Here is a 15,072-nt window from a genome sequence, read left to right as displayed (position 1 = left end):
CGCCATGACCCGTGACATCAAGGACCTTATCGTCGCCCTCGATATCGGCACCAGCAAGGTGGTGGCTGTGGTGGCTGAAATCCTGCCTGAAGGCCGCTTCGAGGTGCTTGGCCTGGGCCAGCACGAATCGCGCGGCATGCGCAAGGGCGTGGTCGTCAACATCGAGACCACTGTGAATTCCATTCAGCGCGCGCTTGAAGAAGCCGAGCTGATGGCAGATTGCAAGATTCGAGACGTCTACACCGGCATCGCCGGCAGCCATATCCGCAGCTTCAATTCCAGCGGCATGGTCGCCGTGAAGGACAAGGAAGTCACCGCCACCGACGTCGCCCGCGTCATCGAGACCGCCAAGGCGGTGAACATCCCGACGGACCAGCAGGTGCTGCACGTGCTGACGCAGGAGTTCATCGTCGACGGCCAGGAAGACATCCGCGAGCCCATCGGGATGAGCGGCCTGCGCCTGGAAGTACGCGTGCACATCGTGACCGGCGCCGTCAGCGCTGCGCAGAACATCGTCAAGTGCGTCCGCCGCTGCGGCCTGGAAGTGCAGGACCTGATCCTGCAGCCGCTCGCCTCCAGCCTGGCCGTGCTGACCGCCGACGAAAAGGAACTGGGCGTGGTTCTCGTCGACATCGGCGGGGGCACGACCGACGTTGCCATCTTCACCGGCGGCGCGATCCGCCACACCGCCGTGCTGCCCATCGCCGGCGATCAGATCACCAACGACATCGCGGCGATGCTGCGCACGCCCACGCCCGATGCCGAAGAAATCAAGCTGCGCTACGGCGTCGCCAAGCAGGTGCTGGCCAGCCCGGACGAGTCCGTGGAAGTGCCGGGCCTGGGCGACCGCGGCCCGCGTCAGGTCAAGCGCCAGGCGCTGGGCGCGGTGATCGAGCCACGCGTCGAAGAACTGTTCACGCTGGTGCAGCAGGTGGTGCGCGATTCCGGCTACGAGGACCTGCTGGCTTCCGGCGTGGTCCTGACCGGCGGATCCGCGCAGCTGCCCGGCATGATCGAACTGGCCGAGGACGTGTTTCTCAAGCCGGTTCGCGTGGCGGTGCCCGAGTATGAAGGCAGCCTTGCCGACGTGATGCGCAATCCGCGTTTCTCGACGGTGATGGGGCTGCTGCAGGAAGCGCGCATGCAGCGTGTGCGTGGCCGCAAGGTGGCTGCGCAGACGGGCAACTTCAAGAGCCTGCTTGCGCGCATGAAAGAGTGGTTCATGAATTAAAGGGTGCAGGTTGGGGCCTGCTCCTTGGTGCGAACCGCGGCTGTCTAGCGGGGAGCGCCAGAAAGAGGAGGCGTCTCAAACCCGTAGCGGGCCTATGTAGCCGGCGTCGGCTTTGAGGCGATTCACAAAAGATAGGTTGTCGGGGAATTTTTGTGATTTGCAAATTCGGACTTGTGAGGGAGTCATCATGATGAACTTTGAGATGCTTGAGAACAACACCAAAGGGACCGTAATCAAGGTCGTTGGTGTGGGTGGTGCGGGCGGCAATGCCGTGGCGCACATGATTCGCAGCGGTGTGCACGGCGTGGATTTCATCTGCGCCAATACCGATGCGCAAGCGCTGGCGGCAACCAATGCGCCGGTGCAGATCCGCCTGGGCCGTACCGGTCTGGGCGCGGGCGCCAAGCCCGAGCAGGGACGCGCGTCGGCGGAAACCGCGCGTGAGGAAATCCGTGCCGCGCTGAACGGCGCGCACATGGTCTTCATCACCGCGGGCATGGGCGGCGGCACCGGTACCGGTGCGGGTCCGGTCGTGGCCGAAGTGGCGAAGGAACTGGGCATCCTGACCGTGGGCGTGGTCACCAAGCCCTTCACCTTTGAAGGCAATAAGCGCCTGAAGATGGCCGAGGACGGTATCTCGGAACTGGCCAAGCACGTGCATTCGCTCATCGTGGTGCTCAATGAGAACCTCTATGAACTGATGGACGAGGACGCGACGCAGGAAGACTGCTTCCGTTCGGCCGACGACATCCTGCACAACGCGTGCGCGGGTATCGCCGAAATCATCAACGTCGAAGGCAACGTCAACGTCGACTTCGAAGACGTGAAGACGATCATGGGTGAGCAGGGCCAGGCCATGATGGGCACGGCGTCGGCATCGGGCGCGGATCGCGCACGTGTTGCCGCCGAGCACGCCATTGCTTGCCCGCTGCTGGAAGGTGTGGATCTGAACGGCGCGCGTGGCGTGCTGGTCAACATCACCGCCAGCCGCTCGCTGAAGATGCGCGAAACGCGCGAAATCATGGAAACGATCCGCAGCTACGCTTCGGATGACGCGACCGTGATCTTCGGCACCGCCTACGACGAGTCCATGGGCGAAAACCTGCGTGTCACGGTGGTTGCAACCGGCCTTGGCCGTGCGCAAGCCCGTCCGCAACTGGTGCAGAACACCGCTGAAGTGCTGCGCACCGGCACCGACAACATGCCCATGGGCACGATGCCGGCCGGCCAAGGCGGCGACTACCGCAATCTGGACATGCCGTCTGTCATGCGCAATCCGCGCAGCCAGGCGTCGGCCCAGGTGCGGGCGCTGGAAAGCTCGGGAATGGATCATTTCGACATCCCGGCCTTCCTGCGTAAGCAGGCGGACTGAACCTAGAGCCGGTCAACGGCTCTAACTGCACTCCCTCACTCCGGCTCGCCTGTCCCCACGGGCGAGCCGGAGGCAGAGCGGTCCGTGTTTCCCTTGCACGTTAAATAAGGGACGGAGGTTTCGGCCGATCTGAACGCCAGTTTGAATGGCGGCATGGATCGGACAGCGTTACAATACTTCGGTTACGCCGGCAATCCGTACTTATCTTGCCGGCTTCCGGGTTCAAAATTCCAAGTCTCATGTTCCGACAGCGCAGCATCCAGAATCTCGTCCGCACGACAGGCGTCGGCGTCCACTCAGGACGGCGGGTGGAGCTCACCCTGCGTCCGGCACAGCCCAATACCGGCATCGTCTTTCACCGGGTGGATCTGCCGCAGGTCGTCGACCTGCCCGCGCAAGCCACCGGCGTGGGCGACACCCGTATGGCGTCCGTGCTGCAACAGGGCAATGTTCGCGTGTCGACCGTGGAACATCTCATGTCGGCGTTGGCCGGCCTGGGTATCGACAACCTGCACGTCGACCTCACTGCCGAAGAAGTCCCCATCATGGACGGCAGCGCGGCGACGTTTGTTTATCTGTTGCGCTCGGCGGGCATCGTCGAGCAGAACGCGCCCAAGCAGTTCATCCGTGTGTTGAAGCCGGTGGAAGTGCGTGAAGGCGAAGGCCGCAACGAAAAATGGGCCCGGCTCGAACCCCATGAAGGGTACGCGCTGGCTTTCTCGATCGACTTTCGTCACCCCGCCATCGATTCCACGGCAAATTTCGCCGAAATCGATTTCGCCACGCATTCGTACGTTCGCGAAATCGCGCGGGCGCGCACCTTTGGTTTCGTGAATGAAGTCGAGGCCCTGCGGTCGATGGGCCTGGCCCGTGGCGGCAGCCTGGACAACGCCATCGTCATGGACGAGTACCGCGTGCTGAACAGCGACGGGCTGCGTTACGACGATGAATTCGTCAAGCACAAGATCCTGGACGCCATCGGCGACCTGTATCTGCTGGGCAAGCCGCTGGTGGCACGTTATGTGGCGTGCAAATCGGGCCACGGCCTGAACAACCAGCTTGCCCGCGCGCTGCTCGAGCAGCGCGACGCCTGGGAAATCGTCACGTACGAATCGCAGGCAGAAGCGCCCCAGGCGTTTCGCCATGAATGGAAACTGGCCTGACGCCAGGCTTCCGCTGAACCCGCGCACGGGGGCCACCCCTGGCCCAGCGCGGGTTTCTGCTTAGATACCCGCTTGGGTTTCTCCTTAGGGACGACGCTGGCCGTCATCCCCTCGCGCGATAGTCGCAATCCGGTAGCCAACCATCCGGCCATCGGTCTGAAAAGTTGGTTTCGCGACGTTTCCGGCCCTTTGAGTTGCCGGACAAAGCCGGGTTGCTCAGCTACTCTTGTGATGCTTCAAGAGCTTGGCGACGGCATCGGCCAACGGACCTGGCCGCAGATTGCCGTGCAGCGTTTCGAACGCACCTAGAGCCTTGTCGTTCAGCGGCTGCGCCTCTGTGGGAGGGCGCGGCTGACGGGCGCCGGGCTTGGGTAACCCCGCTTGTACCTTGATGGCAATTTCGTTAAGGTTCCAGCCCTGGTCCGCCAGAGACCGCGCGATGCGCGGCGCCAATTGACGCATCTTGGCCGCATGCGCGGCGGTCGGCACCACCAGGTGCAGACACAGGTTTTCCAGCTTGGCGACCTGGCACACAGCACCCAGCGGGGCGGGCAACACCGCCGCCACCGCGTATTGAATTTGCAGATGCTTGCGGGCAGTCGCCAATACACCGGCGCCCCGCATGTCATGACCCAGCCATCCCAGGGCGGTATTTTCTACGCGCCGGCTGGTACTGGAACGTTGACGGTATGAAGCGGGTCTATTCATGCCGGCTTTAAAAGAATTAGGAAGCAAACCTTGAAGATCGTGATTATGCACGCCCGCGACGGGCAGGACGGGCATTTCACCCTGGGCGGCGCGCGACTGGCGTTGTTCCTGGGGGGCGCCTTGATTACCGCGGCCATTTTTGGCGCAGCGCTTCAACGATACATCACTCCGATCCTTCCCGCCGTCCACACGATGGGATGGCCGCTCTCTGAGCAGCCTGGGCGCGACGCCGATTTCCTGCGTGAAAATATGAACCTGCTGGCTTCGAAGGTCGGCGCGCTGCAGGCCAAGCTGGTCAGCATCGACGGCTTGGGCCAGCGCGTGGCCAAGGTGGCGGGCGTGGCCTACACCGACCCGGAACTGGCCCAGCAGCTGGCGTCGGCGCAGCCCGAGGCACCGGCGCATCCCGAGGCCACGCAGGTCATGGACGACCTATTTACCGACCATCCGCCGCCCAGCGCGGCGTCGGCCGAGGCGCTGGGCCGGCAGCTCGACGAGATCCAGGCACGGCTGTCGCAGCAGACTGACAACCTGAAGTTGCTGGACGCGGCGCTCACCAAGCGTTCGGCGGATCAGGCGCGCATGCCGACCGCCATGCCGATCACCGATTACCCCTATCTGTCGTCCTCGTATGGCTGGCGCCGCAACCCGGTGACGGGCCGTTCGGCCATGCACGAAGGGCTGGATTTCGCGGCGCCCTCCGGCACGCCGATTCTGGCCGCGTCCGGCGGCGTGGTGCTCGAGGCCAAGTGGGCGCCCGGCTTTGGCAACATGGTCGAGATCGACCACGGCGACGGCCTGATCACTCGCTACGCCCATGCGTCTTCGTTGCTGGTCAAGCAGGGCGATTTGGTCGAGCGCGGCCAGCAGGTCGCGCGCGTCGGCAGCTCTGGCCGATCCACCGGCCCGCACCTGCATTTCGAGGTCCGCCTTGCCGGGCAACCGCTGGATCCGCGCCTCTTCCTGGGGCCGCAGCCTCAGCACGCGCCGCCCGCCGTCGCGCAGGCTGCCGCGCCTTGAACCCTTCGCGGGTTGGCCGGTCAAACCGGCCGACAGTGCTACCCTGGTCATAGGTCCAGGCTATTACGCTCCAGGTGCGTTAAACTGGTTCGTTTCCCGGCGGACCCCCGCTCAACCAATAACATCAAGTCACGGGTGACGCTGCCCCAAGCGCTTCGGGTGTGGTGTGGCTCGTGCGGCCGACATACGCATGGTTTCTCTGCTCAAAAAACTCATAGGTAGCCGCAACGACCGGCTGCTTAAGCAGTATCGCAAGCTGGTAACCCAGATCAATGGGCTCGAACCCAAGATCTCCGCGCTCTCCGACGCGGAACTGGCGGCCAAGACCGACGAATTCCGCTCCCGCCACGCCCAGGGCACGTCCCTGGACGATCTGCTTCCCGAAGCTTTCGCCGTTGTGCGCGAAGCCGGCAAGCGGGTGTTCGGCATGCGGCATTTCGACGTGCAGATGCTGGGCGGCATCGCCCTGCATAACGGCAAGATCGCCGAAATGCGCACGGGTGAAGGCAAGACGCTCATGGCGACGCTGCCCGTCTACCTAAACGCCATCGCCGGCAAGGGCGTGCACGTGGTCACGGTGAACGACTACCTGGCCCGCCGCGACGCCGAATGGATGGGCCGCCTGTACCGGTTCCTGGGCATGTCCACCGGCGTGGTGGTGCCGCAGCAGCCGAACGACGAAAAGAAGGCCGCGTACGCTGCCGACATCACGTACGGCACCAACAACGAATTCGGTTTCGACTACCTGCGCGACAACATGGAATTCCGTGTTGAAGACCGCCGCCAGCGCGTGCTGTTCTACGCCATCGTCGACGAAGTGGACTCGATCCTGATCGACGAGGCCCGCACGCCGCTGATCATCTCCGGCCAGGCCGAAGACCACACCGAACTCTACGTCCGCATGAACGCGGTGCCGCCGCTGCTGACGCGCATGGCGCACGAGCCCAAGCCGCAGGAGCCGGAACCCGAAGGCGATTACTGGGTCGACGAAAAGAGCCAGCAGGTCTACCTGTCGGAAGCCGGCCACGAACACGCCGAAGGCATTCTTGCCCGACTGGGCATCCTGCCCGAAGGCGAATCGCTGTACGACCCGCGCCACATTGCGCTGATGCACCACCTGATGGTGGCGCTGCGCGCCAACACCCTGTTCTTCCGCGACCAGCAGTACGTCGTGCAAGACGGCGAAGTGGTGATCGTTGACGAATTCACGGGCCGCCTGATGGTGGGCCGCCGTTGGTCCGATGGCCTGCACCAGGCCGTCGAAGCCAAGGAAGGCGTGAAGATCCAGCACGAAAACCAGACGCTGGCATCGATCACGTTCCAGAACTACTTCCGCATGTACGAAAAGCTGTCCGGCATGACCGGTACGGCAGACACGGAAGCGTACGAATTCCAGGAAATCTACGGGCTCGAGACGGTCATCATCCCGACCAACAAGCCCATGGTCCGTAAAGACCAGAACGACCAGGTCTTCAAGACCGACGGCGAAAAGTACAACGCCATCCTCGAAGACATCCGTGATTGCCACCAGCGCGGCCAGCCCGTGCTGGTGGGCACCACCAGCATCGAGAACTCCGAGCTGCTGTCGGGCCTGCTGAAGAAGGCCAAGCTGCCGCACGAGGTCCTGAACGCCAAGCAGCACGCCCGCGAAGCCGAGATCGTGGCCGAAGCCGGCAAGCCGGGCCACATCACGATCGCCACCAACATGGCCGGTCGCGGTACCGACATCGTGCTGGGCGGCAGTGTCGACAAGCAGGTCGACCTGATCCGCGCCGACGAATCGCTGTCCGAAGCCGAGAAGACCGCGCGCATCGAAAAGATCCGCGCCGAATGGAAGCCGCTGAACGATCAGGTCAAGGCTGCGGGCGGCCTGCGCATCATCGGCACCGAGCGCCATGAATCGCGCCGTATCGACAACCAGCTGCGCGGCCGTGCCGGCCGTCAGGGCGATCCGGGCTCGTCCCGCTTCTACCTGTCGCTGGAAGATTCGCTGATGCGCATCTTCGCGGGCGACCGCGTGCGCGCCATCATGGAACGCCTGAAGCTGCCCGAGGGCGAGCCCATCGAGGCCGGCATGGTCACGCGCTCGATCGAGACTGCGCAGCGCAAGGTCGAAGGCCGCAACTTCGACATCCGCAAGCAATTGCTGGAATACGACGACGTTTCCAACGACCAGCGCAAGGTGCTGTACTCGCAGCGCAACGACGTGCTGGAAGCCGCCAGCGTCAGCGCAACCGTGCAGAACCTGCGCGACGCCGCGGTGACCGATCTGTTCAACACGTACGTGCCGCCGGAATCGGTGGAAGAACAGTGGGACATCCCCGCGCTGCAGAAGGCGCTGGAAGCCGACTGGCACCTGCATCTGCCGCTGACCGAGATGCTGGAAAAAGAACCCAACCTGAACGACGAAGAACTGCGCGAACGCGTGGTGGCCGCGGCGCGCGATGCGTACCAGGCCAAGGTCGACCAGGTGGGCGAGGAATCGTGGTCGCAGTTCGAACGTTCGATCATGCTGCAGGCGATCGACACACACTGGCGCGAGCACCTGTCGGCGCTGGATTACCTGCGTCAGGGCATCCATCTGCGCGGCTATGCGCAGAAGAATCCCAAGCAGGAATACAAGCGCGAAGCCTTCGAACTGTTCTCGGGCATGCTGGAACGCGTGCGCGACGACGTGGTGAAGGTGCTGATGACGGTGCGCGTGCAGTCGTCGGAACAGGTCGAGCAGGCCGAAGCCGAAGCGGCGCAGTCGCATGTGCAGAACGTGCAGTATCACCACTCCGACTACGACGAGGCGCTGGCTTCCGATGCGCAGGAAACGGGTGCGCAACCCGCGCGCAACGCACTGCCCAAGGTCGGCCGCAACGATCCGTGCCCGTGCGGCAGCGGCAAGAAGTACAAGCAGTGCCACGGTAAGCTGGTCTGATAAAAGGGGTTAGCCTTCATGCTGCATTCTGTCGGCCGCACTGAATTCGACCACGCCGTCGTCATGGTGCGAGACCGGCTGGATGCGCTGGCGCCCCATTACGAACGGCAGGGGTTTCACCTCAGCGACAAGGCTGTGCACAACCTGGGGTCGTGCAATCGCCTGATCGTGCTGGAAGGCACGTACGTCGAATTGCTGGGTTGGCCGCCGGGCGCGCCGCCCGCGCGCAAGGAAATTGCCGATTCGCCGTTTGGTCTGGAAGCGCTGGTGTTCCGGACCTATGACGCCGAGGCCACCTACAAACGGCTGCAGGACGCCGGCTTTGCCGTCAATCCCGTCCAGGAACTGACCCGTCCGGCCATGCTGGACGGTCAGGAAGTCCAGGCCCGTTTCCATACCGTGCGATTTGCCGAGCAGCCCTTGCCCGGCATTCGCATGTATTTCTGCCGACACCTGACGCCCGAGTGCGTCTGGTCGCCCGAGCTGATGGCGCATCCCAATGGCGCTCGCAGCCTGCATCGTATCGATGCGCGCGCGGCGGACGCCCGCGGCGTGGCCGAGCGTCTGGCGCTGGTGGCCGGGGTGACTGCCGAAGCCGCCAACGGCGGCTGGGACGTGCCGCTGGCGAACCTGCGCATTCACGTCCAGCAGGATGACACCGCGCAGACGCCTGTCCTGTCCACGCTGACCCTCGAAAATCGCGATGGCGCGCACTACACGCTGGATACCGGACTGTAGCCTTCCACGTACCGACTGCTTGCCGATAGCCCGCCGCCTGGCGGGCTTTTTCATGCCTGCCCGTCCCCGCCACGAGGCGGCCGTGGGCGACGACCGTGAAAAGGGTGCCCGCCTGGGGCAAACCCGGGTTGTCCGTCAAAGTGTATGCACTTTAGTATGCACTTCATCCCGACTGGAGCATTGCCACAGGCGATCCGGTATGACGCTCTCCCAATCTGCAGCCACCCCTGTTGCCCGCGCGGCCCGCACCTCGGCCGGGCAGGCCGAGTTGTATGGCGCCGTCAAGGCCATGGCGGTGCGCTTTGAATTCAAGCCGGGTGAACGCATCAACGAGGTTGAGCTTGCGCGCCGGCTGCACGTCAGCCGCACGCCGCTGCGCGAGGTGCTGAACCAGTTGATGGTCGAAGGATTTCTGACGCGCGCGGTCAATCGCGGCTTTATTGCCCGCCTGCTGGACGCCAAGCAGATCCACAGTCTTTATGAATACCGCGCGGTGCTGGAAGCCGGCATCGTGCGTGCAGCCTGCGAGCGCGCGACCGACGAGGAGCTTGCCAGCCTGCGCGCCTTCGTCGAACGCTCGCGCGACGAGCCCGATGACAGCGACGCCGCCCGGCTGCTGGAACTGGACGAAGCCTTTCACCTGGCGCTGGCGCGTTACTCGCGCAACGAAGAATTCGTGCGGGCGCTGGAAAGCGTCAACGCGCGCATTCATTTCGTGCGCTGGATCGACATGCAGCAAGGACGCCGCAGCCATACGCAAGGCGAGCACCTGCGCATCGTGGACGCGCTGCAAAAGCGCGACATCGAGGCGTTGCCCGGCCTCATCAGTGCGCATATCGGCCGCCGGCTGGACCAGATCACCGACGTCATCCGCACGGGCTTTTCAACGATTTACATGCGGGACCAGGCCGAACCCGCCACGGTAGTGCCGGCCAACACCACAACAGCAGGGGAAAACTGATGAATAGAACGATCAAGCGGGCGCTGGCGGCGGTATGCACGCTGGCCGCGGCCGGGGGCGCCTTTATCGCCGCGCCGGCGATGGCCGAGGAACGGCCGCTGATTCTCGTCGTGCCGTATCCGCCGGGCGGCAGCACCGATATCCTGGCGCGGATCCTGCAGCCGCGCCTGTCGCAGCAGATGGGCGGCCGCGCGGTGGTGGTCGAGAACCGCCCGGGCGCCGCCAGCCAGATCGCCACGGCGTTCGTGGCGCGCGCCGAACCGGACGGCAACACGCTGCTGGTCAGCTTCGACAATCACGGCATCAATCCGGCCGTGAAGCCCAAGCTGCCGTACGACACGTTCAAGGATTTTGTCGCCATCGGGCAGACGGTGCGCTTTCCGTTGGTGATCGGCGCGAATCCGAGCGTGCCTGGGGACAACCTGAAGGAGTTCCTGGCGGCAGCCGCCAAGCAGCCGCCCAACAAGTTCAACTATGCGTCGACGGGCGTGGGCTCGCTGAACCATCTGGCGCCGGAAGAGCTCAAGCGGCTGTCGAAGGTTGAGCTGCTGCACGTGCCGTATGGCGGCGGCGGACCGGCCATTCAGGCGGTCGTCGGCGGGCAGGCCAACATGACGTGGCTGAGCTTTGCCGCGCTGCGTGGCCAGATCCAGGCCGGCAAGATCAAGCCGCTGGCCGTCGCCGGTGAAAAGCGCCTGCCCGAACTGCCCAACGTGCCCACCGTGGCCGAATCGGGCTTCCCCGGCTTTGTCGCTTATTCGTGGAGCGGCATGTTCGCCCCGAAGGGCACGCCGGAAGCCACCGTCAAGAAACTGACGGCTGATTTCCAGGCGGTGCTGGCCGATCCCGAGATCAAGAAGAAGATCACGGAAGCGGGCTTTGAGATCGTTGCGTCTGATGGTCCTGCGCTGGATGCGTACGTGAAGTCGGAGTACGACCGCTGGAGCGCCTTCATCAAGAGCAGCAACATCAATCTGGACAACTGAACGGCGTCGTGCCGGGGCGGCTGACAGCCGCCCCGGCCCGGCTCCCGAATTACGTGGAGATGACATGGAACACATGAACGGCGCCGAAGCGATGGTGCGGATGCTGCAACACAACGGCGTCAAACATATCTTTGGCCTGTGCGGCGACACCACGCTGCCGCTTTATGACGCGCTGTACCGCCTGGACCACGGCATGCAGCACATCCTGACGCGTGACGAGCGCAGCGCGGCCTACATGGCCGACGCCTATGCACGCGTGACCGGCAAGGTCGGCGTTTGCGAAGGCCCGAGCGGCGGCGGCGCGACCTATCTGCTGCCTGGCCTGGTCGAAGCCAACGAGTCGTCGATTCCCGTACTGGGCATCACGTCGGACGTGGCCGTCGGCTCGCGCGGCAAGTATCCGCTGACCGAGCTGGACCAGGAGGCGCTCTACCGCCCGCTGACCAAGTGGAACCGCACGATCGACCGCGCGGACCAGATTCCGGGCATGGTGCGGGCGGCCTTCCGCGCCATGACGACCGGCAAGCCCGGCTCGGCGCACCTGTGCTTTCCCTATGACGTGATGAAGCAGGAAGTGGATGCGTCCGACGTGTGGGCGCAGCCCGAGCACGGCAGTTTCCCCGCCATGCGCTTCGCACCGGATCCCGCCGACGTGGCGCGCGCCGCGCAACGCCTGGTGGCGGCGCGCTCGCCGGTGATCATCTGCGGCGGCGGCGTGGTCATCGCCGGCGCCTGCGGCGCGCTGCAGGAAGTTGCCGAGGCCTTGAAGGCGGCGGTGTGCGTGACGGTGAGCGGGCAGGGCAGCCTGGCCGACACCCATCCGCTGAATGCCGGCGTGGTGGGATCGAACGGCGGCGTGATGGCGACGCGCGATGTGGTGGCGGCTGCCGACGTGGTGCTCTTCGTGGGCTGCCGCGCCGGGTCGACCTCGACCGAGCACTGGCGCTTCCCGAACCGCAACGTGCCGATCCTGCACATCGACATCGACCCGATGGTGATCGGCGCCAACTACCTGACCGAAGTCGGTCTGGTGGGCGATGCCAAGCTGGCCCTCGAAGCGCTGTCCGCCGAAGTGCAGGCGCGCATCAAGCACCGGCCATCCGATGCGACCGACGGCGCGGTGCTGGCCGGGCGCGCCAAGGAAGCGCGTCGCGCGCAGCTTGAGCCGCTGGCCGCCAGCCTGGACGCGCCGATCCGCCCCGAGCGCGTGGTGCAGTCGCTGAACCGCCTGCTGCCCGACGACGCGGTAGTCTGCGCGGACCCCGGCACGCCGTGCCCGTATTTTTCGGCCTATTACGACGTCTCGCGTCCCGGCCGCCACTTCATCACCAACCGCGCCCACGGCGCGTTGGGCTTTTCGATGTCGGCGGCGCTGGGCGCCTGGGTCGGCCGTCCGCAATCGAAGTGCGTGTCGGTGATGGGCGACGGCAGCTTCGGCTTCACGGTGGGTGAATTGGAAACCATCGTGCGCCACAAGGCGCCGCTGCTGATGGTGGTGTTCTCGAACTCGGTCTACGGTTGGATCAAGGCCAGCCAGAAGGCCGGCTACGACAAGCGCTACTACAGCGTGGACTTCAATCGCACCGATCATGCGCGTATCGCCGAGGCCTATGGCGTGAAGGCGTGGCGTGTTGAGGACCCGTCCAAGCTGGACGCCGCGATCAAGGCCGCCATGGAGCACGACGGCCCTGCGCTGATCGACGTGATCGCGCAGCCGCTGCAAGATACCGCGGCGCCCGTGAGCCAATGGATGGGTTGATGCAATAAGCGCAGCGCGCTGCATTGCCGATGGGGCCCTTCGCGGGGCCCCATTTTTCTTGGCCGGTCCAATTAGAAAAAAATTCCCTGCCGGCGGGCGCGCTCCTATACTGGACCGCTTCGGAGCGGCGGGCCGCGGAGGTCCGGCGCCGTCAACGCGACAGCAGAGAGGGCAGGCATGGACCTGGGGATCAGCGGCAAAAAAGCACTGGTGTTTGGCGGCAGCCGCGGCATGGGGCGCGCCTGCGCCCTGCAGTTGGCGCGCGAAGGCGTGGCCGTGACCATCGCGGCGCGCAATCCGCAGACGCTTGAACAGGCCGCCGCCGACATATCGCGCGAAACCGGCATCGGCGTGGGGTGGGTGTCGGCCGACCTGACGCTTGCCGAGGGGCGCGACGCGGCAATCGCCGCCTGTCCGCATCCCGACATCCTCATCAACAACGCCGACGGCCCGCTGCCGGGCGACTTCCGCGACTGGTCGCGTGACGACTGGATCGCCGCGCTCGACGCCATGATGCTGGGACCGATCGACATGATCCGCCGCGTGGTGGACGGCATGGTCGAGCGCCGGTTCGGCCGTATCGTCAATATCGTGTCGCGCAGCGTGAAGGCGCCGCATGCCGAGCTGGGGCTGTCCAACGGTGCGCGTTCGGGCCTGATCGGCTTCGTGGGCGGCCTGGCGCGCCAGACGGTCCGGCACAACGTCACCATCAACAATCTGCTGCCTGGCGCCTTCGCCACCGATGCGCAGACCCGGCACATCCAGGGCATGGTGGAGCAGGGCGGCAAGACGTTCGAGCAGTTGTGGGACGAGCGGGCGCGCAGCAACCCCGCCGGCCGGTATGGCCAGCCCGAGGAACTGGGCGCGTTGTGCGCGTATGTCTGCTCGGCGCACTCGGGTTACATGACCGGGCAGAGCCTGCTGATCGACGGGGGCGGCTACCCCGGAACCTACTGATGGCGTCAAGACATCCCATGGACCAGACGGACCTGAAGATACTCGCGCTGCTGCAGAAGGACGCCACCTGCTCGGTAGCGGAAGTGGCCGAACAGGTGAACCTTTCCGTGACGCCGTGCTGGCGCCGGATCCAGAAGCTGAAGGACGACGGCGTCATTGCGCGCAACGCCATCCTGCTGGATCCCCGCGCGCTGGGCCTGAACCTGACGGTGTTCGTGTCCATTCGCACCAGCCAGCACAACGAGAAATGGACGCAAAGCCTGATCAATGCCGTGATGGCCTTGCCCAACGTGGTCGAGTTCCACCGGATGGCCGGCGACGTCGACTATCTGCTGAAGGTGGTGGTCGAGGACATGGCGGCGTATGACCGCTTCTACCGCCGGCTGATCGGCGCGGTGGATCTGCTGGACGTCAGCGCCAGCTTCTCGATGGAAGTCATCAAAAGCACGACGGAATTGCCGCTGGGCGCCGTGTAGCCGCCGGGCGCGCAAATTTTTTCCTGAGTCCCCCGCCGCCGCGGATGCAAATTTCTTTCTGCGTGTTGCGCGGGCCCAATCTGGCAATGCTTTTGCGCGGGGCGCGGCGTAGGATATCGCTCACTCCAGTCTTGGAGTGAATTGGGATATCAGAGGACCCTATGTCGTTGGCAGTGCCCGCCGGCTGCGCCGGATTGCAAGAATCGCGGCAAGCAGCATCGGTGGATGACCTCCTGGCCGGCTGGAATGGCGTCGACGACCTGTGGGTGTTTGCCTACGGTTCCCTGATCTGGCATCCCGGGTTTGCCTGGCGCGAACGGCGCCTGGCCACCGTGCGGGGCTATCACCGTTCGCTGTGCCTGTGGTCGCATGACCACCGCGGGTCGCCGGACAATCCTGGTCTCGTGTTCGGACTGGATCGCGGCGGTTGCTGCCGCGGTGTCGCCTTCCAGATCGCGGCCAGCGACGTGTCGCAGGTCTTTGAAGCCTTATGGCGCCGGGAGATGGTCACGGGCGCCTACCGTCCGCGCTGGCTGACCTGTCACACCGAGGCCGCGCCGGTGCGTGGACTGGTGTTCCTCCTGAATCGCACCTGCCGTGAGTATGCCGCCGATCTCTGCGACGACCGCCTGCTGACGTCCGTGCGCAATGCAGTCGGACATTCCGGACCGTGCCTGGACTACGTGGTGGAAACGGCGCGCGCGCTGCGTGCGCATGGGATCGACGACTGGCGGCTGGGCGATCTGGTGCGCAAGCTGGGTCACGCGTTCTGACG

Annotated in this window: 13 protein-coding genes; 12 read left to right on the top strand and 1 reads right to left on the bottom strand. The window is 64.9% G+C overall.

What is annotated here, in order from left to right; all coding sequences use genetic code 11:
• Nucleotides 1-4 precede the first annotated feature (4 nt).
• The 3 genes from ftsA (at nt 5) to lpxC (ending at nt 3,766) form a co-directional block, all read left to right on the top strand.
• Complete coding sequence (gene ftsA, locus B2W22_RS24135) at nt 5-1,231, top strand: cell division protein FtsA (RefSeq protein WP_006217473.1); 1,227 nt, start codon at nt 5-7, stop codon at nt 1,229-1,231.
• A 187-nt stretch (nt 1,232-1,418) separates the two neighbouring features.
• On the top strand, nt 1,419-2,603 hold the full coding sequence (gene ftsZ / locus B2W22_RS24130; RefSeq protein WP_175185988.1) for a cell division protein FtsZ: 1,185 nt from the start codon (nt 1,419-1,421) through the stop codon (nt 2,601-2,603).
• Nucleotides 2,604-2,842: 239 nt separating this feature from the next.
• Nucleotides 2,843-3,766, top strand: coding sequence for a UDP-3-O-acyl-N-acetylglucosamine deacetylase (gene lpxC, locus B2W22_RS24125; RefSeq protein ID WP_056320776.1), 924 nt, complete (start codon nt 2,843-2,845; stop codon nt 3,764-3,766).
• A 216-nt stretch (nt 3,767-3,982) separates the two neighbouring features.
• Here the strand turns inward: lpxC and B2W22_RS24120 are convergent, their stop codons facing one another.
• Nucleotides 3,983-4,390, bottom strand: coding sequence for a DciA family protein (locus tag B2W22_RS24120; RefSeq protein WP_175125683.1), 408 nt, complete (start codon nt 4,388-4,390; stop codon nt 3,983-3,985).
• Between the two features lie 129 nt (nt 4,391-4,519).
• Between B2W22_RS24120 and B2W22_RS24115 the strand changes: the two genes are divergently transcribed.
• The 9 genes from B2W22_RS24115 to B2W22_RS24075 all read left to right on the top strand — a co-directional run bounded on the left by B2W22_RS24115 (nt 4,520) and on the right by B2W22_RS24075 (nt 15,070).
• Nucleotides 4,520-5,494 carry a M23 family metallopeptidase gene (locus B2W22_RS24115; RefSeq protein ID WP_175125681.1) on the top strand — a complete coding sequence of 325 codons (975 nt, stop codon included), beginning with the start codon at nt 4,520-4,522 and terminating at the stop codon, nt 5,492-5,494.
• A 190-nt stretch (nt 5,495-5,684) separates the two neighbouring features.
• Nucleotides 5,685-8,420, top strand: coding sequence for a preprotein translocase subunit SecA (secA, locus tag B2W22_RS24110; RefSeq protein WP_175125631.1), 2,736 nt, complete (start codon nt 5,685-5,687; stop codon nt 8,418-8,420).
• Between the two features lie 18 nt (nt 8,421-8,438).
• On the top strand, nt 8,439-9,158 hold the full coding sequence (locus B2W22_RS24105) for a VOC family protein (RefSeq protein ID WP_175139413.1): 720 nt from the start codon (nt 8,439-8,441) through the stop codon (nt 9,156-9,158).
• Nucleotides 9,159-9,357: 199 nt separating this feature from the next.
• Nucleotides 9,358-10,119 (top strand): GntR family transcriptional regulator, encoded by a 762-nt coding sequence (locus B2W22_RS24100; protein WP_286939803.1) that lies wholly within the window; start codon nt 9,358-9,360, stop codon nt 10,117-10,119.
• Nucleotides 10,119-11,105, top strand: a complete 987-nt coding sequence (locus B2W22_RS24095) for a tripartite tricarboxylate transporter substrate binding protein (protein ID WP_175125625.1) — start codon at nt 10,119-10,121, stop codon at nt 11,103-11,105. Before B2W22_RS24100 ends, B2W22_RS24095 begins: the two co-directional genes overlap by 1 nt.
• Before the next feature lie 64 nt (nt 11,106-11,169).
• Nucleotides 11,170-12,864, top strand: a complete 1,695-nt coding sequence (locus B2W22_RS24090) for a thiamine pyrophosphate-binding protein (protein ID WP_175125624.1) — start codon at nt 11,170-11,172, stop codon at nt 12,862-12,864.
• Between the two features lie 177 nt (nt 12,865-13,041).
• Entirely contained in the window at nt 13,042-13,821 is a 780-nt protein-coding gene (locus B2W22_RS24085; protein ID WP_175139410.1) for an SDR family oxidoreductase, read from the top strand.
• Between the two features lie 17 nt (nt 13,822-13,838).
• Nucleotides 13,839-14,297, top strand: a complete 459-nt coding sequence (locus B2W22_RS24080) for an Lrp/AsnC family transcriptional regulator (RefSeq protein WP_056569264.1) — start codon at nt 13,839-13,841, stop codon at nt 14,295-14,297.
• Nucleotides 14,298-14,458: 161 nt separating this feature from the next.
• Nucleotides 14,459-15,070: a gamma-glutamylcyclotransferase gene (locus tag B2W22_RS24075; RefSeq protein WP_286939802.1), complete on the top strand. Its 612-nt coding sequence runs from the start codon at nt 14,459-14,461 to the stop codon at nt 15,068-15,070.
• The last annotated feature ends 2 nt before the right edge of the window (nt 15,071-15,072 follow it).

Source organism: Achromobacter sp. UBA4530 (assembly GCF_002388205.1).
Lineage (GTDB): Bacteria > Pseudomonadota > Gammaproteobacteria > Burkholderiales > Burkholderiaceae_B > Achromobacter > Achromobacter animicus.
The sequence above is the reverse complement of the archived record's forward strand: the minus strand, read 5'-3'. Positions and strand labels throughout refer to the sequence as shown.